Annotated in this window: 28 protein-coding genes and 1 pseudogene; 14 read left to right on the top strand and 15 right to left on the bottom strand. The window is 69.6% G+C overall.

Going from position 1 to position 22666, the window contains the following annotated elements; translation table 11 throughout:
* Positions 1–12: 12 nt before the first annotated feature.
* The 11 genes from BCF74_RS15620 to BCF74_RS15670 form a co-directional block, all read right to left on the bottom strand.
* Positions 13–987: an IS481 family transposase gene (locus BCF74_RS15620; protein ID WP_106298037.1), complete on the bottom strand. Its 975-nt coding sequence runs from the start codon at positions 985–987 to the stop codon at positions 13–15.
* Positions 988–1056: 69 nt separating this feature from the next.
* The gene (locus tag BCF74_RS15625) at positions 1057–1494 is read right to left on the bottom strand and encodes a hypothetical protein (RefSeq protein WP_218279292.1); all 438 of its coding nucleotides are present in this window, start codon (positions 1492–1494) and stop codon (positions 1057–1059) included.
* A 46-nt stretch (positions 1495–1540) separates the two neighbouring features.
* Entirely contained in the window at positions 1541–2137 is a 597-nt protein-coding gene (locus BCF74_RS15630; RefSeq protein WP_106298882.1) for a cadmium resistance transporter, read from the bottom strand.
* On the bottom strand, positions 2134–2493 hold the full coding sequence (gene cmtR / locus BCF74_RS15635; RefSeq protein ID WP_106298883.1) for a Cd(II)/Pb(II)-sensing metalloregulatory transcriptional regulator CmtR: 360 nt from the start codon (positions 2491–2493) through the stop codon (positions 2134–2136). The genes BCF74_RS15630 and cmtR overlap by 4 nt, the downstream gene beginning before the upstream one ends.
* Positions 2494–2729: 236 nt before the next feature.
* Positions 2730–4223, bottom strand: coding sequence for a multicopper oxidase family protein (locus BCF74_RS15640; protein ID WP_106298884.1), 1494 nt, complete (start codon positions 4221–4223; stop codon positions 2730–2732).
* A gap of 3 nt (positions 4224–4226) precedes the next feature.
* The gene (locus tag BCF74_RS15645; protein WP_342747583.1) at positions 4227–4568 is read right to left on the bottom strand and encodes an SHOCT domain-containing protein; all 342 of its coding nucleotides are present in this window, start codon (positions 4566–4568) and stop codon (positions 4227–4229) included.
* A 264-nt stretch (positions 4569–4832) separates the two neighbouring features.
* Positions 4833–5096 carry a metal-sensitive transcriptional regulator gene (locus BCF74_RS15650; protein WP_106298885.1) on the bottom strand — a complete coding sequence of 88 codons (264 nt, stop codon included), beginning with the start codon at positions 5094–5096 and terminating at the stop codon, positions 4833–4835.
* Positions 5097–5176: 80 nt separating this feature from the next.
* Positions 5177–5572 (bottom strand): DUF302 domain-containing protein, encoded by a 396-nt coding sequence (locus BCF74_RS15655; RefSeq protein WP_106298886.1) that lies wholly within the window; start codon positions 5570–5572, stop codon positions 5177–5179.
* 37 nt (positions 5573–5609) lie between these two features.
* Positions 5610–5981 carry a thioredoxin gene (trxA, locus tag BCF74_RS15660; RefSeq protein WP_106298887.1) on the bottom strand — a complete coding sequence of 124 codons (372 nt, stop codon included), beginning with the start codon at positions 5979–5981 and terminating at the stop codon, positions 5610–5612.
* Between the two features lie 101 nt (positions 5982–6082).
* Positions 6083–6799 carry a hypothetical protein gene (locus BCF74_RS15665; protein ID WP_146133012.1) on the bottom strand — a complete coding sequence of 239 codons (717 nt, stop codon included), beginning with the start codon at positions 6797–6799 and terminating at the stop codon, positions 6083–6085.
* Positions 6800–7056: 257 nt separating this feature from the next.
* The gene (locus BCF74_RS15670) at positions 7057–7428 is read right to left on the bottom strand and encodes a rhodanese-like domain-containing protein (protein ID WP_106298889.1); all 372 of its coding nucleotides are present in this window, start codon (positions 7426–7428) and stop codon (positions 7057–7059) included.
* Between the two features lie 175 nt (positions 7429–7603).
* On the opposite strand from BCF74_RS15670, the gene BCF74_RS15675 reads away from it, so the two are divergent.
* From BCF74_RS15675 to BCF74_RS15700, 6 genes and pseudogenes are all read left to right on the top strand, one after another.
* Positions 7604–7924, top strand: coding sequence for a rhodanese-like domain-containing protein (locus tag BCF74_RS15675; protein ID WP_106298890.1), 321 nt, complete (start codon positions 7604–7606; stop codon positions 7922–7924).
* A 33-nt stretch (positions 7925–7957) separates the two neighbouring features.
* Positions 7958–9337, top strand: a complete 1380-nt coding sequence (locus BCF74_RS15680) for an MBL fold metallo-hydrolase (RefSeq protein WP_106298891.1) — start codon at positions 7958–7960, stop codon at positions 9335–9337.
* A gap of 124 nt (positions 9338–9461) precedes the next feature.
* Positions 9462–10280 (top strand): sulfite exporter TauE/SafE family protein, encoded by an 819-nt coding sequence (locus BCF74_RS15685; RefSeq protein ID WP_106298905.1) that lies wholly within the window; start codon positions 9462–9464, stop codon positions 10278–10280.
* A 27-nt stretch (positions 10281–10307) separates the two neighbouring features.
* Positions 10308–10715: a HoxN/HupN/NixA family nickel/cobalt transporter gene (locus BCF74_RS15690; protein ID WP_106298892.1), complete on the top strand. Its 408-nt coding sequence runs from the start codon at positions 10308–10310 to the stop codon at positions 10713–10715.
* Between the two features lie 56 nt (positions 10716–10771).
* Positions 10772–12172, top strand: coding sequence for a Mu transposase C-terminal domain-containing protein (locus BCF74_RS15695; protein ID WP_106298893.1), 1401 nt, complete (start codon positions 10772–10774; stop codon positions 12170–12172).
* Positions 12169–12988, top strand: a pseudogene (locus BCF74_RS15700) (AAA family ATPase). Before BCF74_RS15695 ends, BCF74_RS15700 begins: the two are co-directional and overlap by 4 nt.
* A gap of 217 nt (positions 12989–13205) precedes the next feature.
* On the opposite strand, the gene BCF74_RS15705 reads toward BCF74_RS15700, so the two are convergent.
* Positions 13206–13811 (bottom strand): histidine phosphatase family protein, encoded by a 606-nt coding sequence (locus tag BCF74_RS15705; RefSeq protein ID WP_170070277.1) that lies wholly within the window; start codon positions 13809–13811, stop codon positions 13206–13208.
* Positions 13812–13837: 26 nt separating this feature from the next.
* Here BCF74_RS15705 and BCF74_RS15710 point away from each other — a divergent pair, with 26 nt between their 5' ends.
* The 6 genes from BCF74_RS15710 to BCF74_RS15735 all read left to right on the top strand — a co-directional run bounded on the left by BCF74_RS15710 (position 13838) and on the right by BCF74_RS15735 (position 17813).
* Positions 13838–14383, top strand: coding sequence for a DUF1697 domain-containing protein (locus BCF74_RS15710; RefSeq protein WP_106298895.1), 546 nt, complete (start codon positions 13838–13840; stop codon positions 14381–14383).
* Complete coding sequence (locus tag BCF74_RS15715) at positions 14380–14862, top strand: OsmC family protein (RefSeq protein ID WP_245889404.1); 483 nt, start codon at positions 14380–14382, stop codon at positions 14860–14862. Before BCF74_RS15710 ends, BCF74_RS15715 begins: the two co-directional genes overlap by 4 nt.
* Before the next feature lie 11 nt (positions 14863–14873).
* The gene (locus BCF74_RS15720) at positions 14874–15512 is read left to right on the top strand and encodes an L-threonylcarbamoyladenylate synthase (protein ID WP_106298897.1); all 639 of its coding nucleotides are present in this window, start codon (positions 14874–14876) and stop codon (positions 15510–15512) included.
* A gap of 39 nt (positions 15513–15551) precedes the next feature.
* On the top strand, positions 15552–16340 hold the full coding sequence (locus BCF74_RS15725) for a GNAT family N-acetyltransferase (protein ID WP_106298898.1): 789 nt from the start codon (positions 15552–15554) through the stop codon (positions 16338–16340).
* Positions 16341–16796: 456 nt separating this feature from the next.
* On the top strand, positions 16797–17111 hold the full coding sequence (locus BCF74_RS15730; RefSeq protein WP_245889405.1) for a hypothetical protein: 315 nt from the start codon (positions 16797–16799) through the stop codon (positions 17109–17111).
* 144 nt (positions 17112–17255) lie between these two features.
* A complete protein-coding gene (locus BCF74_RS15735; protein WP_106298899.1) occupies positions 17256–17813 on the top strand; it encodes a hypothetical protein in 558 nt (185 codons plus the stop codon).
* Positions 17814–18003: 190 nt separating this feature from the next.
* On the opposite strand, the gene BCF74_RS15740 is transcribed toward BCF74_RS15735, so the two are convergent.
* Both BCF74_RS15740 and BCF74_RS17595 read right to left on the bottom strand, forming a co-directional pair.
* On the bottom strand, positions 18004–18408 hold the full coding sequence (locus BCF74_RS15740; protein WP_218279293.1) for a type II toxin-antitoxin system VapC family toxin: 405 nt from the start codon (positions 18406–18408) through the stop codon (positions 18004–18006).
* The gene (locus BCF74_RS17595) at positions 18401–18655 is read right to left on the bottom strand and encodes a type II toxin-antitoxin system Phd/YefM family antitoxin (RefSeq protein ID WP_218279294.1); all 255 of its coding nucleotides are present in this window, start codon (positions 18653–18655) and stop codon (positions 18401–18403) included. The genes BCF74_RS15740 and BCF74_RS17595 overlap by 8 nt, the downstream gene beginning before the upstream one ends.
* Before the next feature lie 96 nt (positions 18656–18751).
* Between BCF74_RS17595 and BCF74_RS15745 the strand changes: the two genes are divergently transcribed.
* Together BCF74_RS15745 and BCF74_RS15750 are read left to right on the top strand one after the other, a co-directional pair.
* Entirely contained in the window at positions 18752–19495 is a 744-nt protein-coding gene (locus BCF74_RS15745; RefSeq protein WP_106298901.1) for a VOC family protein, read from the top strand.
* Between the two features lie 329 nt (positions 19496–19824).
* Complete coding sequence (locus BCF74_RS15750) at positions 19825–20700, top strand: hypothetical protein (RefSeq protein ID WP_146133013.1); 876 nt, start codon at positions 19825–19827, stop codon at positions 20698–20700.
* Between the two features lie 292 nt (positions 20701–20992).
* On the opposite strand, the gene BCF74_RS15755 is transcribed toward BCF74_RS15750, so the two are convergent.
* Positions 20993–22555, bottom strand: coding sequence for an IS1634 family transposase (locus tag BCF74_RS15755; RefSeq protein WP_106298903.1), 1563 nt, complete (start codon positions 22553–22555; stop codon positions 20993–20995).
* Positions 22556–22666 lie beyond the last annotated feature (111 nt).

Raw genomic sequence — 22666 nt, forward strand, 5'->3', positions numbered from 1 at the left:
TGTACCCGGCCATCACGTTGGTGACAGGCGGCTGACCGGCGGGAGTCCGCCGAGCGCGGTGTGGCGTCGTCGAGTGTTGTACTCGTGTAGCCAGGGTGCAAGAGCGGCGGCACGGTTGGCGTTGCTGGTGAAGACCTGTCGGTAGGCCCACTCGGTGGCCAGGGTGCGGTTGAACCTCTCGACTTTTCCGTTCTGCCAGGGGCAGTGGGGCCGGATGAACTTGTGCGTGGCCCCCATGGCGGTCATCGCGTCCCTGACGTCGTTGCTTTTGCGGTAGCTGAAGTGGTTGTCGGTGATGACGCGTTCGATGGCGGCGATGCCGTGGGCGGCGAAGTGTTCGGCGGCGCGCAGGATGAACGCGGCGCAGGTGGGGCCGGTCTCGTCCGGGAGGATCTCGCTGTACGCGAGCCGGGAGTGGTCATCGACCATGGAGTGCACGTAGTCGTACCCGATGCGCGCTTTCTTCCGTGCCGCGGTCGAGCCCATCTGGCGGCCGTGGGCTCTCCACCCGCCACCGTCGGGGATGCGCCCGATCTTCTTGACATCAACGTGAACCAGCTCGCCGGGGCGGTCGCGTTCATACCGGACCGCGGTGGTCTTCGAGGCGCGGATCACGTCCCCGGTGAGCGGGTCGCAATGCCGCAGGTAGGGCAGGTCATGGCGGCGCAGGATTCGGCTGACCGTGCGTGCCGGGACACCCAGTTCAGGCCCGATCCAGTCCTGACCACGCCGGTGCTCCCGCCGGGCAGCCACCACCGCGTCCTCGACCGATGTCGCGGTGCGGCGAGGGCTGGAGTGCGGCGCCGAGGACCGGTCCGACAACCCGGCCTCACCCTCGGTGTCGAACCTGGACACCCACCTGTGAGCGCACTGACGCGAGATCCCCATCGCCTTCGCGGCATGAGCCACTGCCCACCCTTGGCGGCGAACGCGGTCGACCAACAGACGACGACCATGAACATTCAGACGAGCGTTAGCGTGGGACACGAGAACCTCCGGGCGGTTGGGACTTCGACAATCCACACCTCACCCGGAGGTTCTCCTCGTCGTCAACGCCTACGTGTCACCAACCTCGCGGCCGAGTACAGCTAGTCCGGAGAAGACGATGACGTAGTCGATGCAGGGCGTGAGGAGGACGAGTAGGACGCCCAGCAAGAGCGCTTGGTCGTGAGCGACGAACCGTGAGAGTCCGTAGACGAGGACCGGAACGAGCGCGAAGTTCAAGACGAGGAGACCAGCCAGGAAGCGCCCGTTGCGTAGGGCTTGCCCGAGCCTGGTCAGCGGCACGCTCAGGAACGTGGCGTACAAGAGGGCGATCAGCACTGGGTTGATCGTCTGCTCGAAGGCCGGTGCGGTGGCCGGTGCTGTCAGACCGATTGCCGCACCGGCCACCAGCGCTAGGAGGTACAGCGGGATCTGCCAGCGCTCCAGCCACGCGATGGCGACACCGGCACGGCTATCCACTGCTGTCTCTCCTCGGAGCTCTTCGCCCATGCGTGCAGTCTCTCAACCGAGATGGGCAATGGGCCGCAGCAAGGAGTCAGAGGCCGAAGGCTCCACCGCTGACGAGGATGACGATGCCGAGGCCGATCAGGACGATCGGGAACAGGACGTGTTCCCAGCGTTCGAGTACTTCGGCGATCGGTCGGCGGGTGGCCACGAACTTGGCGAGCATGACGAGGACCGCGACGAGCAGGAGGAAGACGACACAGTAGGCCACAACGGCCGCAGGTCCCACGTTGAGGAAGACCGGGACGTAGACGCCGATGTTGTCTCCTCCGTTGGCGAAGGTGACCGCTGCGACTGTCCAGACGCCGACGTTCTTGCCCTCAACCTTGGCGTCATCGTCGTCGTCGTCCCTGCGCCAGGCTCGCCATGCGGCCCACAGTCCTAGGGCCAGGGGTATGAGCCCGAAGTACGGGATGGCTGCCTGGGGAAGGAATGCTCCCGCGCCCAGTGACACGAGCACGGCGGCGCTCAGGATGCCGGCGAATCCCAAGTACTGGCCTGCGGTGATCCGGGCCGTTGTCCCGCGTTGCCCTGCGCCGCGGGCGAAGAACAGCGAGAGCACGATGATGTCGTCGATGTTGGTGGCAATGAACAGGCCGACTGCCTGCAGGACCGAGGACAGGATCACGCGTCAGCCTCGGCGTTGGCGCACCCGAGAACCGGGCAGGCAGGATCGATGCAGGGAGCGTTCTCGTTCACCGCGAGGGTGACCTCGACCAGCGCGTTGAGTGCACGTGCCAGGTGCGGGTCGGCGATCTCGTAGCGCGTTTGGCGGCCCTCGGGCTCGGCGACCACGATGCCGCAGTCGCGCAGGCACGCCAGATGGTTCGACACGTTCGAGCGCGTCAGCCCGAGGTCGCGTGCCAGCTCTGCCGGATAGGCCGGCCGTTCCAGCAACGTCATGAGGAGCCGTGACCGTGTTGGGTCGGCCAGTGCCCGGCCCAACCGGTTCATCACGTCCAGACGAGTAGCAATGGTCAGCATGCGCTGAACTATACAGCGTCAACTGAACCAGCAGCCCTGTGCCGTAAACGAACGTTTCCGCTACACCGCCGGGGTTCTGTCCGGCGGGGGTCGTGGTGTGGCTTGCGCTCTTATGTGGCGGGGTTCTGTGGGTACACGGTGGCGGCTGAGTCGGTCACGGGGGCCATCAAACGTGCCGACGTAGTGGCAGCCCTGTCTTGTCGAGCGTTCTCGAGAATGGCCAGTGGGGCCGGGGGTCAGCCTGTCTCGACGGTGGCCATCATGCCGGCGTCTTCGTGGTCGAGGATGTGGCAGTGGTAGACGCTGCGGCCTGGGTGGCGGCTGAAGTCGACCAGGACACGGACCTGCCCTTGGGTGGGGACGTTGACGACGTCCCGCCAGGTGGGTTCGAGGACTGGTTCTCTGTCGGTCTCGATGAGCTGCATGGGCCAGACATGAAGGTGGAAGGGGTGGTCCATCGGGGTGGGGTTGGTGATGGTCCATTCCTCCACCGCACCGGCCGCGACCTGCTGGTCAACCCGGTCCGCGGCGAAGGCGCGACCGTCGAACCCGAGGTCCATCATCTCGCCCATCCCGCCGGGCCCCATCATCGCTCCGCCCATGGTCATGGTGAAGGCGATCTCCCGCCGCCGGTCCACGGGCCGCTCGCGCAGGTCGGGGTCAGCCGTGCGCTCGGGGACCGGGCGGGTAGTGCCGGTGTCCTGCCCGGTGACGGCGAGGGTGGCCAGGGTGACGGGCCCGGACATGCCTGCGCCCATCATGCCCATCCCGCCGCGGTCGTAGCCGAGCGTGCGCAGCTCGCTGGTCCCGTTTCGCATGGTCACGAGCAGGTCCGCGCGGTTGCCGGGGGCCAGCAACACCTCATCCACCGCCCGGGGTGCCGGTTCGTGACCGCCGTCGACGCCGAGCAGCTCCAGGTCCTGCCCGGGCTGGGCCAGGCGCAGGTAGCGGGAGGTGCAGGCGTTGATCACTCGCCACCGTTCCCGCTCACCGGGCCGGGCGGCCAGGCGCGGCTTGTGCTGACCGTTGACCAGGACCAGGTCTCCTTCGCGGCCCATCATCACTTCCTGCGCGGACACCGGTGCGATGGTCCCGTCGGTGGTCAGGGAGATGTCGGAGACGATGAGGCTGCGGTCCCGGCTGACCGGGACCTCGTCACCGGTGACGATGATGGCCCCGTACAGGCCCCCGAAGAGTTGGTCGGCCACCGTGCCGTGCCGGTGGGGGTGGTACCAGAACACCCCGGTGGGATGGTCCTCGGGCAGATCGATGCGGTAGTCGAAGCTCTCTCCGGGTGCGATGCTGATGAACGGGTTGTCCCCGTTGCCCTGCGGGGAGACCACCAGCCCGTGAGTGTGCATGTTGGTCGCGGTGTCGAGCTCGTTGCGCAGGCGAACCTCGAGCCGGTCCCCGGGCCGCACCTGCCAGGTTTGCCCCGGGAGGGTGCCGTTGTAGGTCAGGACCTGTGCCCGCCGCCCGGCGACCTCGGTCACCCGAGCTTCGGCCACGAGGTCCACGCGGAGCACGCCGTCCTGGCTTCGCAGCACCTCGGGTTCCAGCAGCTCACCGCCCGGGACGGCTTCCACGCGGGCTCCCTCCGACGTCGACGACCAGGTGGACGGGTTGGTCCAGGGCAGCCCGGTCCGGGACAGGCCCACCCCGCCGGCCGCGGCACCGAGCGCACCGAGAGCGCCGAGTTGGAGCGCCCGGCGACGCGTGATCGGTTCCACCCCTCAGCCCTCCCGGTCCCCGGCGAGGCGCCGGCGCCGTTCGTCGTACTCCGCGGCGTCGATCTCTCCCCGGGCGTACCGCTCATCAAGGGTTTCCCGGGCCGGGTTGCGGCCGGTCACCCTTGGGTCACGCGGCCGGCCACGATCGCCCCCGGCCAGGAGACGCATCAGCACTACCACCAGCACGACGATGCCGATCACAAGCAGGGCGAGGAACAACCAGCCCCAGCCCATCCCCGACCCCATCTGGTTCCAACCCACAATCCACCTCCACGGTGAGTCGTAGCGGTCGACACAAGCGGTGCCGTTGTCGGTCGGCGTGACGTACAAGAACGTGACGTACAAGAAAGCGTGTGATCCATCTGGTGACGCCGGTCAGGTCGACGGCGACGTCTTGGTGGTGGCCTTCCAGCTCGCGACAGACGGGCGCGCCCCGCGCAGGGTCTGCCTCTGCACGTCCTGCATCAGCTCACGACCGTCAGTGCCGTGAGCCGGGATGCGTTCCACCTCGATCGCGTTGGTCAGCGCACCGCCCGCGGTGGCCGCGCCGGTGAGGACGAGCAGCTTGAGACGGGCCGAGCTGCGCTGCGCTGGCGCGCGGCGCTCCGGTCAGGCCAGTGAGAGGAAGAGTTTCTGCAGCTTCTGCACATCGAGGGTGTCTTGGCCGTCGGACTCGAGCAGGCACTGCTTCATGCCCGAGGCGATGATCGCGAACCCGGCGCGGTCTAGGGCCTTGGAGACGGCGGAGAGCTGGGTGACGACGTCCTCGCAGTCCCGGCCCTCCTCAATCATGCGCACGACGCCGGCGAGCTGGCCCTGGGCGCGCTTGAGCCGGTTGACGACCTTGCCCATCTCGCTGGGGTCGAGCTCCATGACCGTGCCTCCCTCGTGCTGGTTCAGCCAATTTACCCCGCCGGGTATCGAGCCAGGTCGTGCCCACGGTGTGGTTGTCGTCATGCCCGCTGGAGGGCGGACAGGGCCGTGCGCAGCCGGCCGGCAGCCTCGTCTGCCACGGCGCCGAGCTGGTCGTTGTGGGTGACCCCGACCATGATCTGCGGGTCGAGGGCCTCGACGACGGTGCGGTGCGGGCCGGCGGAGCGCACGACGACGTTGCAGGGCAGGAGCAGTCCGATGGACTCCTCGGCCTGCAGGGCGCGGTGGGCCAGGGGTGGGTTGCAGGCGCCGAGGATGACCTGCGGGGGGATGTCGACGTCGAGCTTGTTCTTCAGTGTCGTGGCCATGTCGATCTCGGTCAGGATGCCGAAGCCCTGCCCGGCCAAAGCGTCGCGGACCGCGGTGACGGTCTGGTCGAACGGCTGGTCGACGGTGGTGGTGATGCTGTAGCTCATGGTTGCTCTCCGTTTCTCGGGTCGGACCTGACCGATGTCAGGCGGACTGCTTTTCCTGCTCCGCCAGCTGCGCGCGGACCTGGTCCATGTCCAGGTCGCGCACGGCCGCGATGACCTGTTCGAGCGCCGCCGGGGGCAGCGCACCCGGCTGGGCGAAGACGCCGATGCCGTCGCGGAAGGCCATCAACGTCGGGATGGAGGTGATGCCGGCCTGGGCGGAAAGGGACTGCTCGGCCTCGGTGTCGACCTTGGCGAACACGATGTCGTCGTGGGCCTGGGAGGCCCGCTCGTAGACGGGGGCGAACATCCGGCACGGGCCGCACCAGGACGCCCACCAGTCGACCAGGACGATGCCGTCCCGGTGGATGGTCTCCATGAAGGCGTGGGCGGTGAGGTTGACGGTAGCCATGTGGCGAACTCCCTTGCGTAGGTCTCCGGAAGATACCCTCCGGGGTATACAACACTCGTGGGACGCCGATATTCCGGTCCGGGTGCCCGCACCGGCGCGGGTCAGCTGGCGCAGCTGGCGTCGGTCTGGGTGAGGCGCTGGAGAAGCCCGAACCCCACCGCGGCGAGGGCTGCGGCGGCCATGGACGGCTGGTGCGGCGCCGCCTGGAGGAACCAGGCGGCCGCCAGGACCGTCATCGCCGCCATGGCCGCGCACGGGGAGCACCCGAGGTCCGGTCGGCGGCCCTTCCCGGGGCCGGGCAGGTAGGTCGCCAGCGTCGCGGCCGCAGCGACCGCCACGAGGGCGACGAGCACGGTCCACAGCGCAGCGGCGGGGAAGCCGCCGCCCGCGGCGACCAGCACGGCGAAGAGTGCGGGTGTGAGCACCGCCGTGGCGGTGACGCGGCGGCGGGGCCAGCGCCCGCCGCCGAGCCGGCCTGCCGCGGCGGAACCGACAAGGACTCGCGACGCCGGTCCGGTGGCCCGCTCACCGGCTGCGGCCGGGGCCAGCAGGACGTCGAGACCGTCACGGCCGCCCTCGAGGTAGGCCCGCCAGGCCGCGCCGGTGGTCCCTGCGCCTGCCTGCCCGACCCAACGGGCGCTCACGACCCTGATCCGGTCGGCCGGGTCGGCTCCCGGCTCGGCCGCGGTGAGCGCGCGTCGGGCCTGGGCCAGGGCGGCGATGGCACCCTCGTGGTACTTCGCCACGGAGCACGCCGAGCCGTCGCGGGAGAGCGTGCACAGGGACTGGTTCCCGGCCGTCTCGGTCAGTCGGGTCATCGCCTCGCGCTGGAGCGCCTCCGCCCGGGCGGCGTGGGCGGGCCCGGTGTCGGCGGGCCCGGTGTCGGTCGTCGGTCTGCAGGGCGCGGTCACTGGCAGGTGCACCGCTGGGCCGGGTCGAGACCGGACAGGACGGCGTCGACGTGCATGCCGCAGCCGGTCCAGGTTGTCTTGCCGCAGGTGGTGCAACGTGCGGGACTGCACATGGGTCATCTCCGGGGGTGGTCGTGCGTGTCGGGGCTCGTCGGTCGGCGTGCTCAGCGGCGGACGGCGCCGCCGGCGCGCTGCCAGGCGCCCATGCCGCCGGCAACGCTGGCGGCCTCGAAGCCGAGGTCGCGCAGCCGCTTCGCGGCGGTGCGTGAGCGCATGCCGCTCGCGCACACGACCACGACGGGGCCGTCCTTGGGTAGGCGCTGCGGGGCCTTGTCGAGCTGGCCGAGGGGGAGGTGGACAGCCTGGGGGGCGTGCCCGGTGCGCCACTCGTGGTGCTCGCGCACGTCGAGCAGGGCCGCGCCGTCACGGACCAGCTCGACCGCGCGCGCCGCGCTGACCGTCGAGCCGAGCCGCCCGTCGTCCGCGCCGCGGCCGAACAAGGCGCGCAGCCGGGTCACAAGGGTGGTGGTGGTCATGGGTGAACTCCTCTCAACCGGCACTATACCCCCGGGGGTATGATGGTGTCATGTGGCGGCGCGGCGAGCCGCGGCCTCGAGGGTCGTTGCCGGGCGGGGAATGCGGTCGGCGGGTGGCGCGTTATAGACTCCCGAACCTATACCCCCAGGGGTATCTTCTCAGGAAGGAAAGACCATGACTGAGGTCTCCATCGACCAGTTCGCCGCCGCGAAGGCGGACGGCGCGTTCGTCATCGACGTGCGCGAGCCGTTCGAGTACGTGCAGGGTCACGTCCCCGGTGCCGAGCTGCTCCCGCTGGGCGAGGTCGCGGAGCGGACCGCCGCTCTACCGACGAACCAGCCCGTATACGTCATCTGCGCCAGCGGTAACCGCAGCCGGCGCGCCACCGACCACCTGCGCGGTGCGGGCTTCGAGGCCTACTCGGTCCGCGGCGGAACCCAGGACTGGATCAGCGCCGGCAACACCGTCGTGACCGGCCCGCACGCCGCGGCGTGACCGCCACCTCACCCCCCTGAAAGGACCACCTTGATGGCCACCACGATTATCTCGATCGAGACCCCGTCCCTCGGCGACCGCAGCTACCTCGTCCACGACGGCGAGGTCGCCTTCGTCGTCGACCCCCAGCGCGACATCGACCGCGTCCTGGACGCCGCCGAGAAGGCGGGCGTGCGGATCACGCACGTCTTCGAGACCCACATCCACAACGACTACGTCACCGGCGGCTACGCCCTCGCCCAGCAGACCGGCGCGCGCTACTACGTCAACGCCGAGGACGAGGTCTCCTTCGAGCGCACCCAGATCCGCGACGGCCAGGTCGTCGAGGTCAGTCCCGCCCTGCGGGTGCGCGCCATGCACACCCCGGGCCACACCTTCACGCACCTGTCCTACGTGCTCGAGGGCGCCGAGCCCGCGGTGTTCTCCGGCGGGTCGTTGCTGTTCGGCTCCACCGGTCGGCCCGACCTGCTCGGCGAGGCCCACACCCACGACCTCGCCCGCCACCAGTACAGCTCCGCCCGCAGGCTCGCGGCCGAGCTGAGCGAGGACACCAAGGTCATGCCCACCCACGGCTTCGGCTCCTTCTGCGCCGCCACCTCCGCCGGCGGGAACACCACCGCCTCCACGATCGGCCAGGAGCGGCTGATCAACCCGGTGCTGAGCCAGGACCAGGGGGACTACGTCGCCGACACCCTCGCCGGCCTCGACGACTACCCCGCCTACTACGTGCACATGGGCCCGGCCAACGCCGTCGGCCCGAGCGCCTCGGACCTGTCCGAGCCCGAGCGGGCCGACAAGGACCAGCTCCGCCGCCGGCTCGCGGCCGGGGAGTGGCTGGTGGACCTGCGCACCCGCACCGCCTTCGCCGCCGGCCACGTGCCGGGCACGTTCAACTTCGGGCTGGACGGGCAGTTCGCCACCTATCTCGGCTGGCTGATCCCGTGGGGCACCCCGGTCACCCTGCTCGGGGAGTCCCGGGAGCAGGTCGCCGAGGCCCAGCGCGAGCTGACCCGGATCGGGATCGACCGCCCCGCCGCGGCCGCGACCGGCCGCCCGCAGGAGTGGACCGACGCCCCGCTCGCCACCTTGCCGTCCGCGAGCTTCGCCGACCTCGCCCAGGTCCGCCACCACCGGCTCGTCACCGTCCTGGACGTGCGCCGGGGCAGCGAGTGGCGCGAGGCCCACATCGACGGCGCCGTGCACATCCCGATCCACGACATCGTCAAGCGCATGGACGAGGTGCCCGAGGGTGAGGTCTGGGTGCACTGCGCGTCCGGCTACCGCGCCTCCATCGCAGCCTCGCTGGTCGCGGCCACCGGCCGCCGCGTGGTCGTGGTCGACGACAGCTTCGACCGCTCCGCCCGGACCGCCGGCCTGCCCATCGTCACCGAGGCGACCCCGGCCTCCGCCTGACCGTGAGTGGGCTGCGGCCCCGCTTGTCACGGCAACCACCCCGGCACGCTCCGCGGTGCACGCACCACCGGGCGGGCACCTGGTGGGTCGCGTGCCCTCGAACCTCGGGAAGGACCCCCGGTCCGTGCTTGCCCTGACCCTGCCGATCGGCCTCGTCGTCGGCATCACCCTCGGCGCCCTCGGCGGCGGGGGATCCATCCTGACCGTCCCGGTCCTGGTCTACCTCCTCGGGCTCGACCCCCGGTCTGCGACGACCGGCTCGCTCGTCATCGTCGGCGTCACGACGCTGATCGGGATGCTCCCGCACCTGCGCGCCCGCCGGGTGCGCCTGGGGCAGGGCGTCGTCTTCGGCCTCCTCGGCCTGGGCGGGGCCTTCGTCGGCTCACTGCTGTCGACGGCGGTGCCCCAGAACGTCCTGCTCGCCGCCTTCGCGGGCCTCATGCTCGTCGTCGCCGCGGTGATGACCCGGCGCCGGTGGGCCGCCGCCCGCAACCAGGCCGCCGGCCACGGCCAGGTCGAGGCCCGGACCACCCCGGTGGTCTCCCTGCGCCCGTTCCGCTGCGACTGCCACGCCCTCGGCGTCCTGCTCCTGACGGCCACCGCCGTCGGGCTGCTGACCGGATTCTTCGGCGTGGGCGGCGGCTTCGCCGTCGTGCCCGCCCTCGTGCTGGCCATGCGGCTGCCCATGCCCGTGGCCGTCGGCACCTCCCTGGTGGTCATCACCATCAACAGCGCCAGTTCGCTGCTCTCCCGCCTCGGCCAGGACGTCACCCTCGACTGGGCCCTCATCGGCTCGTTCACCGCCGCGTCGGTGATCGGCAGCTTGATCGGCGCCCGGATCACCGCGAAGGTGAGCCCGGCTCGGCTCAACCTCGCCTTCACCGTGTTGCTGGTGGTCGTGGCGCTCTACACCGCGGCCCGCAGCATCCCGCAGTTCCTCTGACCCCGCTCCGGCCCCGAGGACCGTCACATGTCACAGATCGCGTCCGTCATCTCCCGCACGTCCCGGCCACGCCGGTGGGGCGATGCCGAGCAGCGCTCGATCGCCGGCATGGCAGCGGTGGTGCTGCTGCTCAACCTCGTCGGCTGGGGGGTTCTGCTCCTCGCCGTTGCGCCGCAGCGGCTGACCGTCGGCAGCGCCGGTGTGTTCGGCATCGGGCTGGGCGTGACCGCGTTCCTGCTCGGTGTGCGGCACGCCTTCGACGCCGACCACATCGCCGCCATCGACAACACCACCCGCAAGCTCATCGGCGAGAACCGGCCGGCGCTGAGCGTCGGGTTCTGGTTCTCCCTCGGCCACTCCAGCGTCGTCTTCGGCCTGGCCCTGCGATCGGTGACGTGCTGGGAGTCAGTCGCACCACCATCTACCGAGCGCTGAACCGCCAGAGCGTCCCAGCGGTCGCACCACGGCGGCCGAGAACCGCCGTGTAGGTCATGGACGCGGCCGGGCGCTGGCAAATCCTCAGGCTCCACGTCGAGGACCAGGTCCCGCTCGCCGCCCTCGCCCGCGACTCCGGCATTGGACTGCGCACCCTGGAGCGCTGGCACGCCCGCTACCGCACCAGCGGGTACGCCGGTCTGGCCACACGGCGACGCTCTGATGCCGGCAGGCACCGCCTCCCCGGAGAGCTCGTGGCGTTGATCGAGGGCCTGGCGCTGAGCAAGCCTCGGTCGGCGACCGTCACGATCCACCGCAGGGTGAGCAGCATCTGCGACAAGCAGGACTGGCCGGTGCCGTCCTATGGAGTGGTGCGGGACATCGTCGACGCGCTGGACCCGGGCATGGTCACCCTCGCCCTGGAGGGACCGGCGTCCTACCGGGACAAGTACGAACTCGCGCTGCGCCGGCAGGCCGAGCGCCCCAACGCGATGTGGCAGGCCGACCACAGCATGCTCGACATCCTCGTGGTGGGCACCGACGGCAAACCAGCCCGACCCTGGCTGACCACGATCATCGATGACTGCTCCCGCGCGATCTGCGGCTATACCGTCTTCCTGGGCGCGCCCTCGGCGATGAACACCGCGCTGGCGCTGCGTCAGGCGATCTGGCACAAGACCGACCCGAGCTGGCCGATGTGCGGTCTCCCGGACGTGCTGTACGTCGACCACGGGAGTGACTTCATCAGCCGCCAGCTCGCCCGCACCGCCGTAGACCTGCACATCAGGCTGATCCATTCCACTGTCGGACGTCCTCAGGGACGCGGCAAGATCGAGCGGTTCTTCGGCACCGTCAACACAGAACTGCTCGTCGAGTTGCCCGGATACATCGCCCACGGCCGCCCCGCCCCCACGCCAAATCTCTCCCTGACCGAGCTCGACACCGCCCTGGAGCGCTTCGTCGCCATCTACAACGATCGCACGCACAGCGAGATCGGAACCTCGCCCCGCAGCGCGTGGATCGCCAAGGGCTGGCTGCCCCGCATGCCCGAGAGCCTGGAGAAGCTCGACGGGCTGCTGCTCACGGTCGCCCAGTCCAGGGTGGTGCGGCGCGATGGCATCCGCTTCCAGGGGCTGCGCTACGTCTCCCCGACCCTGGCCGGCTACGTCGGGCGCTCGGTGGTGATCCGTTATGACCCGCGCGACATCACCGAGATCCGCGTCTTCGATCACGACGAGTTCCTCTGCAAGGCCGTCAACCAGGATCACCACGACCAGAAGGTCAGCCTCAAAGAGATCCAGGAAGCCCGGAACGCTCGCCGCCGGGCCCTGCGCAAGGGCATCAACGAACGAATCGCTGTCGTGGCCGCACACACCACCGAGGAGCCACCGGAGACCGAGACGCCGGCACCGGCGCCGCGGCGGAAGTTGAAGGTCTACAAGGAGGACCTGAGGTGAGCCAGCGCTTCATCGTGACCAAAGAGCACCGCCGCTTCACCGAGTTCGCCGACGCGGTACGGCGCGGGCACACCATCGGCCTGTGCTTCGGCCCCGCCGGCGTGGGCAAGACTCTCTCCGCGCGCCGCTACGCCAACTGGGAGAAAGCACACGACCTGCTGACCTACTGGGGCCCGCGCCGACAGCGACGCCAAGATCTACGCCGCGCTGGCCAGGAGCCGCACTGTGCTCTACACCCCCAGCGTGCTCACCACACCACGGGTACTGAAGGAGGAACTTGACGAGGCGATCTCCCGTACCAACATCTGCATCGAGCAGCACCTCGCACCGGCCGGCGAGGTCACGCCGACGACGTGGGGCTGGCGGCACGGCAGGAACTACGTGCAGCTGGTCATCGTCGACGAGTCCGAACGGCTCCGCCCCGCAGCACTGGAGCTGCTGCGCGATCGCTACGACCGCGACGACATCGCTCTGGTTCTGATCGGCATGCCCGGCCTGGAGAAGCAGTTCAGCCACTACCCCCAGTTCTATAGCCGGGTCGGTTTCGCCCACCAATACCGTCCCCTGGGCAAGGACGAGCTGCTCTTCGTCCTGCAGCGCCACTGGCGAACCCTCGGCAAGACCCTCGACACCGAGGACTTCACCGATGCGCAAGCCATCGCCACCATCGCGCGCATTACCCGCGGCAACTTCCGGCTGCTCGAGCGCCTCTTCCCCCAGATCGAGCGCGTCCTGAAGATCAACGAACTCGACACCATCACCAACGACGTCGTCGAAGCAGCCGCCAGCACCCTCGTCGTCGGCATCACCAACTGAAACCGCCACGAAGCATCGACAGAACACCGCCATTTGCCAGCGAAAGTCACACGCTCGCCGTCCCCAGCCGTGCCGTCACAGCCGTGCCGTCACAGCATTATCGGGCGACCCGATAAACGCCCGCTCGACCCGACAAGGCTTCTCGGGTGAAGCGGGACCGTATCGGGTGACCCGATAATGTTGGGGCTGGTGTGACTCGGCGGGGGGTGGCCGCGCGTCAGCGGGAGTTCCAGAGGCGGATGGCGGGCTGCTCCCGCTCGTACTCGAGGACGCTGACCGATCCGGCGTCGAGCAGGATCTTGGCGCCGAAGCGCGGCTCCTCGCGCAGGAACGTCGCCGTGAGGATCCGCAGCGCGTGCCCGTGCCCGAAGAGCAAGACGTCTTTGCCCTCGCTCAGCACCGGCATGGCCCGCAGCAGGACACGCGACCCGCGAGCCGCGACCTCCTCGACGGTCTCGCCCGGCGTCTCACCCGGGACGACGCCGTGCTCGAAGACGGACCAGTCGTAGCCGAGCTCCTCGCGGATGTCCGCGGTCGTGCGGCCCTCGTAGCCGCCGTAGTCCCACTCCATGAGGTTGTCGTCGATCTCGGGGGTGCGCCCCGCGATCTCGGCGGTGCGCCGCGCCCGCTGCATCGACGACGACAGGACGAGGCCGAACTCGAACTCCGCGAGTTTCTCGGCGAGGCCCTGCGCCTCCTCCTCACCCTTCGGCGTGAGCGGGATGTCGGTCGTGCCGGTGTGCTGGCCCGACTCGCTCCACTCGGTCTTGCCGTGACGGACGAGGACGATGCGGCCTTCGGGGACTGCAGGTGCTCCGGTCATGCGCGCCACTCTGGCAGGATCCCCGTATGCCGCGCCACCTCGCCTTCCTGCGCGCCGTGAACCTCGGCGCGACCCGGAAGGTGCCGATGGCGCAGCTGCGCCAGCGCCTCACCGACGCCGGGTTCGAGGACGTCGAGACGCACATCCAGACCGGCAACGTCGCGCTCACCTCGCGCATGCGGTCGGCAGCGAAGGTCGAGTCGGCGGTCGAGGAGCTGCTGGGGGAGTGGTGCGGGTTCGAGGTGCCGACGATGGTGCGCTCTCCCGCTGAGCTGCATGCGCTGCGGGCCGAGATCGACTCCACCCCAACGTTTTTCGGGCCCGGCTCGCGTCGCTATGTCGCCTTCGCCAAGACCGAGGTGAGCCCGTCCGCACGAGACGCGCTCACGGCATACGAGGACAGCCCGGAGCGTTGTCGCCCGATGGGACGCGACCTGCTCCTCGAGATCGACGGTGACTTCCACACCGCCCGCCTCACCGGCGCGCGCCTCGAGAAGCTCGCCGGCACACCGCTCACCGCGCGCGACCTCAAGGTCGTGCGCGCCATCGACGAGAAATGGAGCACACCATGACCGACACCCAGCCGACCACGCCCGCAGGCGAGCGGGACGAGCGCGAGACCGGCGGCACCGGCCCCGGGCACCGCTCGGTGACCCTGACCCGCACCGCGCACGGCGAGTTCGACGTGACGAACGTGCGCGGCGGCACGATCCACATCGGTACGGGGGAGTCCGACGACTTCACCCCGGTCGAGCTGCTCCTCACCGCGATCGCCGGGTGCAGCGCCGTCGACGTCGACTTCATCACCGGCAAGCGTGCCGAGCCGACCGAGTTCACCGTGACCGGCGAGGGCGAGAAGCTCAAGGACCCCGAGAAGGGGAACCACATGGGTGACCTCGAGGTCACGTTCACCGTGCGCTTCCCCGAGGGTGAGGGCGGTGACAAGGCACGCGAGATGCTGCCGCGGGCCATCGCGCAGAGCCACGACCGGCTCTGCACCGTCTCGCGCACCGTCCAGCTCGGTACTCCTGTGACGATGCGCGAGAACTGAGAGAATCGATCATGGCGCGCTACCTCGACGTCCACCCGGTCGACCCCCAGCCGCGAGCGATCCGGCAGGCGGTCGAGGTGCTGCGCGACGGAGGCCTCATCGCCTACCCGACGGACTCGGGCTACGCCCTCGGTGCGGCCCTCGGCAACCAGGGCGCGAAGGATCGGATCCGCGACATCCGCCGGCTCGACGACAAGCACCACTACACAGTGGTGTGCGCGGACTTCGCCCAGCTCGGCCAGTTCGTCCACGTCGACAACGCCGTCTTCCGGGCGGTCAAGGCCGCGACGCCGGGGCCGTACACGTTCATCCTCCCGGCGACCGGTGAGGTGCCGCGCCGGCTGCTGCACCCCAAGAAGCGCACCGTCGGTGTGCGCATTCCGGCCCACCCCGTCGTGCGGGCGCTGCTCGCCGAGCTGGGGGAGCCGCTGCTGTCGTCGACGCTGATCCTCCCCGGCGAGACCGAGCCGATGACCGACGGCTGGCAGGTCAAGGAGACGCTCGACCACGCGGTCGACGTCGTCATCGACTCGGGCGACGTGGCCTCCGACGGGGTCGGGACGGAACCGACGACGGTCGTCGACCTCAGCGGCGACGAGCCCGAGGTCGTGCGCGTCGGCGCGGGCGACCCGGCACGCTTCGAGGCGTGAACAGCGCACTGCCGCAATGGCATTCGTTGTGATGGTGACATGAGCGACGGTCCGGCGCAGTTCCCGCCGATCGTGCTCGGGACGATGACCCGCCACGGTGTCGAGCCCAACCGCGGGTGGGTGACCCTGCCGCACTCGGAGGCGCTGGTCTGTCGCTACCCCGGCGAGCCGGACCGTGAGTTCCAGGTGCTGTGGACGCAGTCGGACCGGCCGGCTCGGGAGCTGTTCGACGCCCTCACCGGGTTCCTGCGTGACGCCGGTGCGCGGCGCGTGCAGTGGTGGTTCCGCGACGACTCGACGCCCGCCGGGCTCGAGGAGCTCGTGCTGGCGTCCGGCGCGACGACCGTCGAGGACCAGGTCGGCGTCGCCCGCGAGGTGGGGGAGTTGCGGCCCCTGATCGCGCCCGGGGTCTCGGTGTCCCTGGTCCAGGACGCCGCCGGTGTCGACGCCGTCGTCGACATCGGTGTGGCGGTGTTCGACGAGCCGCGCGACCAGGACCGGCGGGGGCTGCTGTCCGACGTGTTGGCCGAGCTCGACCGGGGCACGGGGGCGTGGGTCGTCGGGATGCTCGACGGTGTCCCCGTGGGTCGGGCGCGCGCGACGTTCAGCCATGGCGTCGCCCCGCTGACCGGTGCCGCGGTGCTCCCGTCGGGTCGCCGACGCGGGGTGTATGCCGCGATGCTCGCCGCGCGTCTCGACCTCGCCGCCCTTGCGGGCTGCCGGTGGGCGGTCACCAAGGCGCGTCGGGACTCGTCGTTGCCCGTGTTGCTTCGGGAGGGGTTCGACCCCATCGGCAGCGAGCGAGCCCACGAGCTGCCCGTCGACTGAGTCCCGCTCTGCCACAAAGGCTTCGGAGACGACGGCACCCCCACCGGCTGTTCGCGCCCTGGGTGCCGGTGGGGGTGTCATCGCCCTGCTCGGGAGGAATCGAGCAGGACCCCGTTGTCGAGTCGTGCTGCACTCCCGGACAGCCGTTTTCTCGACATGAATCACGCTAGGAACGCCCCGGTCAACACCAGGTCTGCCGACGGTCAAGAGTTGGTATGCCGGGTCGTCGTCCCACGATGTGGACCGGCGATGACCGCGTCGCGACGGACAGATCGGTTGCCGGTGTGCGGCCGCCCGGTGTGGCGCGAAGCGGCAGGGGAGCGGACGGCATACGGTCACTCCCATGGCCGACCTGACCGAGCCCTGTCCCAACTGCGGCCAGCTGATGCGCTGGGAGACGTCGCACGAGCGCTGCGACGGATGCGGGTACATCCGACCGTGCTGCGAAGGTGCGCCGTGTCCGATGCCGTGACCCCGTCGCGAGCCACGGAGCCCGAGGTCAGCGCGCTGGCCATCAACGTCGCCGTGCCGGAGCGGCTCCAGTGGCGCGACGTGCGACGCGGAGAGGAGTACGTCCTCACCTCGGTGACGGTGCGGTTGCTTGCGGACGGCTCGCTCGCGGCGAAGGCGTACGGTCGACCCGCGGCCGGTGGGCGAGGGGGCTACACGTCGTTCCGCGTGCCGGACCGGCCCGAGATCGTCGCCCTCCTGGAGACGGCCGCGACCCGGGCTGCCGAGAAGTGGTCGACCCACAGCGGACTAGTTCTTTAGTTGGTAGTGTGACGTCGCTCGCATAGCCATAACGAACTATGCCCAGCGGCGTGATGTGGCGAGCGCGTCGCGTCGTCCGACCCCGAGGCCACGATGACCGCTGTCACGCCTGACTCCGCAGGACCGCCCGTGCGTCGGTGCAGGGTGCCGCGCGCCGACGCGTGGGGGATCCCGGCGGTGGTGGCCAAGGTGGCCACGCGGGCGTCGGTCCTGTCGCCGGTGCTGCCAGTGTTGGAGCCGCCATCCACGTGGACGAACTCCCACACCGGCACGCTGGCTCCGGCCAGCACGGGACCGTACTACTGGGACTCTTCCGGACGCTTCGGTGCGTACCGGGACAACGGATCGACCGCCGAGCCACTGACGTTCGCGACGGCGACGTCGATCGCCACGATCGTGGGGGCCACGTACACCGCGTGGGTCCCGATCACCTGGGGGTATGGCGACGGGGCGGTCCACCTGAGCACCGGAGCGAGCGCCCAGGTGGTCGTCGACGGCCGGCGCGTGCTCGACAGGCCGACACGGCGGCGGGACGGGCTGGGGCTCAGGCCGAACACGACGACGTATCCCGTCAGGTTCACGGCGACCTCGGCGAGCACGACGCTCGAGCTGCGTGCCGTGTTGTCGGCGCGCACCGCCCGGTCCAACGACGACGTGCTCATCGCGATGCCGCACTTCACGTCCTGCTGCCTGCCCGAGTGAGCGCCGGAGGGGAGGGTCTCCGCGCCCGCCCTGCACGGCTTAGTTGACATAATGTCGCTTATCGGCGCTCTAGTCGTGCTCAGGGTCGTGCCCAGAACGGTTCGCGAACCATGCCCTTGCTCGACGACCGGATCGATCCGGTGTGCGAGCCAACGCGTCGGTTCGCGAACCGTCCTGTGCAGCAGCCGGCTCAGACAGCGACCACGTGAAGCAGGTCGTCGAGACCGGCGAAGTCCGCCGGGTTGCGCGTCACCAGCGGCAGCCCTTCGGCGACGGCAATCGACGCGATGAGCAGGTCGGCCAGTCGTCCCCGCGGCTGGCGCCCGCGTTCGCGTACCGCGGCGTACACCAGGCCGTAGGCCCGTGCGGCGCGCGCGTCGAAGGGCAACGCCTCGAACGCAGCTTCGGCACTCTGGAGTCGCTCCTGCCGTCGAGCGCGCTCGGCGGGGTCCGTGGTGGCCGCGGGGCCGGCAGCCAACTCGGCCATGGTGACCGTCGTGACGGCCACCGTTGTCGGGAGCGCGTCCACCGCGATGTCGGGCAGGTCGATGACGACCGAGGTGTCGAGGATGCCGGCCGCAGGCTGGTCAGCCACGGGGCTCGATCTCTTGACTCGCTGCGTCGTCGATGTCGGCGAAGAACCGGCCTCGGTCGATGCGCGCCCCGCCCCGGAAGATCTCCGCCGCGACACGTGCGTCCACGAACCGGCGGCGGCGCAACGGCCGGAGCTCGCCGATGGGCTCGGAGTGGCGAGTGATGACGTAGGTGTGGCCGTCCTCCAGGCCGCGCATGATGCGCCCACTGTCATTGCGCAGCTCCCGCTGGCTGATGGACTCACTCATGGGCTAAGCGTAGCACTGCGTGCTACAGCCCAGCGGTGAGCGCGCCGCGACGAAATCGGTTGCCTTGCTCGGACGTGCGTCCCTACCGTCGTGCGTATGCCGTCCGCTCTCGTCTCCGTGGTCGTCGACGCCGTCGAGCCCGAACGGCTCGCGCGGTTCTGGGGCGGGCTGCTCGGTCGCGACGTCCGTGAGGACGAGGATGGCATCTGGGTCGTCTCACCCGAATCTCGTTCTGGCACAAAACAGTTCGCCCTGGACTTCCAGCCGAGCGACGAGCCCAGGCGCGGGCCCAACCAGGTGCACTTCCACGTCACGTCCACGAGCCGCGACGACATGGAGGCTCGCATCGCCGCCGCCCTCGAGCTCGGCGGGCAGCACATCGACGTCGGGCAGACACCGGACGAGGGACACGTCGTCCTCGCCGACCCCGAAGGCAACGAGTTCTGCGTCATCGAGCCCGGCAACACCTACCTCGCCGACACCGACCTGCTCGGCGAGCTCGCCTGTGACGGCTCGCGCGCGTGTGGCGAGTTCTGGAGCGAGGCGCTCGGCTGGCCGCTCGTCTGGGACGAAGGCGACGAGACCGCGATCCAGTCCCCGGCCGGTGGCGCCAAGGTCGCCTGGGGTGGGCCGCCCGTCGCACCGAAGCTCGGCAAGAACCGGATCCACCTCGACATCGCTCCCCCGGTCGGCGCCGACCAGCAGCTCGAGGTCGAGCGGCTCATCGGCCTCGGCGCGCGGCGCCACGACATCGGCCAGGACGGCTCCGACAGCGGCATCGACTGGGTCGTCATGGCCGACCCCGACGGCAACGAGTTCTGCCTCCTCACGCCCCGCTGACGCGTCCGTCGGCCGTGTGTGCTCCGTCACGTCGCGACCTCGCCGGATGGGCGCGAAACGGTTTCCGCAAAGAAAACTCTTGGATCCTCAGCAAACTCCTATTGACACCCGGTTCCTCGCGGGTAGGTTTGGCGAAGGTTAACGCGCGTTAACCGTTGTCTCTCGGGCTCCAGCGTCGGGGCTCGTCCCAGGGAGGAGACCCGCGTCAATGACGACCGTGGCTGACACAGAGGTGCGCGCCAGCGCGCCACCGGACGCTGTCATCTCCCTGCGGGGGGTGAGGGATGACTGTGGTCTTGGCGCCCCAACAGTTCAGTGAGGAACTACCCATGATTTCACGCTCCACAGTGAGACGCCTTGCGGTCTCCGCCCTCGCGGTGGGCGGCACTGCTGGCCTGTTCGCAGCCGCGTCAGGTCCAGCGGTCGCTGCCGGAACACTCCCACCCAACCTCGCGAAGTACGCCAACTGTCCGATCTCGGACCCGACGGTTGCGAGCTGCGTCTACATCGAGACCTCGAGCGCGCAACTCAAGGTCGGGAAATTCGATCTTCGCACCAATGACCCGATCAAACTCGAGTTCGGGCTGAAGAACCCGCCACCCACCTACGAAGACGTGGCCGTGGCTCCGAACAACGGGCACAAGGTGATGACCGCGCCCCCGATCGAGGTCCCCGGCGGGATCTTCGGTGTGCCAGGGGCCGGCGTTGGCCCCCTCGCTGCATATGTCACCCCCGAGCTGACAGAAGTCCCGCGGGTCAACACGAACAACCTCGTCAATCAAGAAGGCGTTGCGCTGGGCCTCAAGGTCAAGGCAAAGGTTCACAACCCCTTCACCGACGTACTGAGCATCTTCGGTCCGGGGTGTTACATCGGAAGCAACACCTGGCCGATTCCCCTCGACCTTACGACGGGCACGACCAACCCTCCGTTGCCGAACAAGCCCATCAGCGGCGCGTACAACCCGGGCACTCCTGAAGGTTGGGGCATCAAGTTCGACGATGTTCGGGCTGTCGACAACACTTTCGCTGCCCCAGGTGCCAGCGGTTGCGGCACGCCGTTCGGGTGGATGAACCCGATCGTCAATGGCATCGCGGGTGTTCCATCGAAGGCAGGAACGAACACGGCTGTGCTCGTCGCCGACATTTCCATCACTGACGCCAACGAGGTCCGCGAGCCCCTCGGATTGGACCCCGTCTACCAGTGACGGGCTGATGGAGGAGTACACGGGCGTACCGGGAGCGCTGGCGAGCGCGAGCGCTCTCGGTACGCCTGACTCCTCACGGCGAAAGAGGTGGTCGATGAGGCTTCACACTCGATCCATTTCTGGGCTCGCTGTCGCAGTCTCGCTGTCGGTCGCCGTGGTGGCCTCAGCACCTGCGTCGTCAGGACTCAACCCGAACTGGACACTCTTCAACGAGACCACGAATGCCCCACTCACGAGTTCCGACGTCATCGATGCGTCGGGATCGGAGACGTTTCACCCGAGTCGTGCCAATTTAGTGTGTCGCCGGTGAGGGGCTGATCGCCTCGAGGATCTCGCGTGCGGGTTCGGTGAGGGGGTCGGCGGCGAGGTGTTCGTGGCCGGCGATGCGGACGGTGATCTGTTGCAGCGGGCGCAGGGTGCGGACGATCTTCTTGATGCTCAGGCCGGTCGTGTCCTGCAGGTGGCGGGCGACGGCGAGGGCAGCGAACACGATCGTCAGGTGGGCCTCGATCGACTCGCGGGTGTGGTGGTACATCGGACGGGCGCGCAGGTCGCTCTTGGACATCCGGAACGAGGCCTCGACGTGCCACAGCTCGTGGTAGGAGGCGATGACCTCGCCGGCGGGCATCACGGCGGCCGGGATGTTCGTGACGTACCCCTTGAGCCCGACCAGCCGCCGGGCCCGTTCCAGGGACGCCTGGTCCAGGGATCGGCTGCCGTTCTTGATGGTGACGAACCGGGGGGTTCGGGCGGCCTTCTCCCCGGCGACGACGGCCTTGGCCTTGTTCTCCTGCAGGGTGAGGGTCTTGCGGTCCCGGAGCGCGCGTTTGGTCGAGTAGGCCCACACCGCCCGCCACGACCTGTCGTGGACCTGGGGGTCCCACACCGGCTCTTCCCGCTTCGCCGGGTCGTTGACCGCGGTCGCCGCCCGGGTCGTGATCCGTGGGGTGATCGTGTCGATGACCTGGCCCTCGCCGAACGCGTCGCCGTGCCAGCGGAAGTGGGAGGCGAGGTCGTTCGGGGCCTTGGTGACCCGGGAGCCGACGATGAACCGCAGCCCCGCCTCGTCCAGCGCCGCCAGGTTCGCCGCGGACAGCATCCCGGCGTCGGCGACGACGACGAAGTCGCTTAGGCCGTGCCGTTCCTGGAACGCCTCGATGATCGGCAGGATCGTGGTGGTCTCGGCCGTGTTCCCCTCGAAGCAGCCGATCTCCAGCGGGAACCCGCCCCGGTCGACCAGCAGCCCGACGACGACCTGCGGGTCGACCCGGCGTTCCTTGGAGTAGCCGACCTTGCGCAGGTCGTCCTCCTTCTCGGCCTCGAAGTAGAGCGTCGTCACGTCGTACAGGCACAGCGAGATGTCGCCGGCGGTCGAGGCGTGGGCGAAGCACGCGGCCGCGACCTGGTCCCGGTACCCGCCGGCCCCGGCCCGTTTCAGGGTGCGGAACACCGTCCGCAACGAGGCGTGCTCGATCCCCAGCTCCGCCAGCACCCGCAGCGAGTCCGCCTTCGAGGTCGGCTCGACGACCCGCGCGAGCACCAGCTGCTTGAACGCGTCGTCGCCGACGACGTCGAACCCCAGCCGTGCGTACGCGCCGGCCAAGACCTGCCACAAGACCACGTGACGCCGGCCGGTGATCACGGCATGCCCGGCCGGGACCGCCGCTGGCGACAGGCTCAGCTCCGCTTGGCCCGGGTGCAGCCGGGCTCGTGCCGTCTCCAGCAGTGCCGCGAGGTCGGCGTCGGTGTGCGCCGACCCCAAGTGCTCCAGCACACGATCCCGGCCATCGACGCGCTCGGCGATCTGTACCGCGGTGGCCCCCGACGCGGTCTTCACCTTCCGCACGAACGCCACAACCACGACCCTACCGACCCGGTTAGTGTGTCAACGCGGCCCCTCGCAACCCGCTGACCAGCACAAACGCCACGCGCTCACCCCGAATCGCCCGAAGTGGCACGAGTCAAG

This window comes from Knoellia remsis, from assembly GCF_003002895.1.
Taxonomy (GTDB): domain Bacteria; phylum Actinomycetota; class Actinomycetes; order Actinomycetales; family Dermatophilaceae; genus Knoellia; species Knoellia remsis.

Coding starts and splice junctions, on each gene's coding strand:
- BCF74_RS15725 (WP_106298898.1), top strand. CDS start 15,552: ATGAGCGACGGTCCGGCGCAGTTCCCGCCGATCGTGCTCGGGACGATG.
- BCF74_RS15720 (WP_106298897.1), top strand. CDS start 14,874: ATGGCGCGCTACCTCGACGTCCACCCGGTCGACCCCCAGCCGCGAGCG.
- BCF74_RS15705 (WP_170070277.1), bottom strand. CDS start 13,811: ATGACCGGAGCACCTGCAGTCCCCGAAGGCCGCATCGTCCTCGTCCGT.
- BCF74_RS15750 (WP_146133013.1), top strand. CDS start 19,825: ATGATTTCACGCTCCACAGTGAGACGCCTTGCGGTCTCCGCCCTCGCG.
- trxA (WP_106298887.1), bottom strand. CDS start 5,981: ATGGCTACCGTCAACCTCACCGCCCACGCCTTCATGGAGACCATCCAC.
- BCF74_RS15665 (WP_146133012.1), bottom strand. CDS start 6,799: ATGACCCGACTGACCGAGACGGCCGGGAACCAGTCCCTGTGCACGCTC.
- BCF74_RS15710 (WP_106298895.1), top strand. CDS start 13,838: ATGCCGCGCCACCTCGCCTTCCTGCGCGCCGTGAACCTCGGCGCGACC.
- BCF74_RS17595 (WP_218279294.1), bottom strand. CDS start 18,655: ATGAGTGAGTCCATCAGCCAGCGGGAGCTGCGCAATGACAGTGGGCGC.
- BCF74_RS15655 (WP_106298886.1), bottom strand. CDS start 5,572: ATGAGCTACAGCATCACCACCACCGTCGACCAGCCGTTCGACCAGACC.
- BCF74_RS15680 (WP_106298891.1), top strand. CDS start 7,958: ATGGCCACCACGATTATCTCGATCGAGACCCCGTCCCTCGGCGACCGC.
- BCF74_RS15715 (WP_245889404.1), top strand. CDS start 14,380: ATGACCGACACCCAGCCGACCACGCCCGCAGGCGAGCGGGACGAGCGC.
- cmtR (WP_106298883.1), bottom strand. CDS start 2,493: ATGCTGACCATTGCTACTCGTCTGGACGTGATGAACCGGTTGGGCCGG.
- BCF74_RS15695 (WP_106298893.1), top strand. CDS start 10,772: ATGGACGCGGCCGGGCGCTGGCAAATCCTCAGGCTCCACGTCGAGGAC.
- BCF74_RS15625 (WP_218279292.1), bottom strand. CDS start 1,494: ATGGGCGAAGAGCTCCGAGGAGAGACAGCAGTGGATAGCCGTGCCGGT.
- BCF74_RS15670 (WP_106298889.1), bottom strand. CDS start 7,428: ATGACCACCACCACCCTTGTGACCCGGCTGCGCGCCTTGTTCGGCCGC.
- BCF74_RS15690 (WP_106298892.1), top strand. CDS start 10,308: ATGTCACAGATCGCGTCCGTCATCTCCCGCACGTCCCGGCCACGCCGG.
- BCF74_RS15745 (WP_106298901.1), top strand. CDS start 18,752: ATGCCGTCCGCTCTCGTCTCCGTGGTCGTCGACGCCGTCGAGCCCGAA.
- BCF74_RS15675 (WP_106298890.1), top strand. CDS start 7,604: ATGACTGAGGTCTCCATCGACCAGTTCGCCGCCGCGAAGGCGGACGGC.
- BCF74_RS15650 (WP_106298885.1), bottom strand. CDS start 5,096: ATGGAGCTCGACCCCAGCGAGATGGGCAAGGTCGTCAACCGGCTCAAG.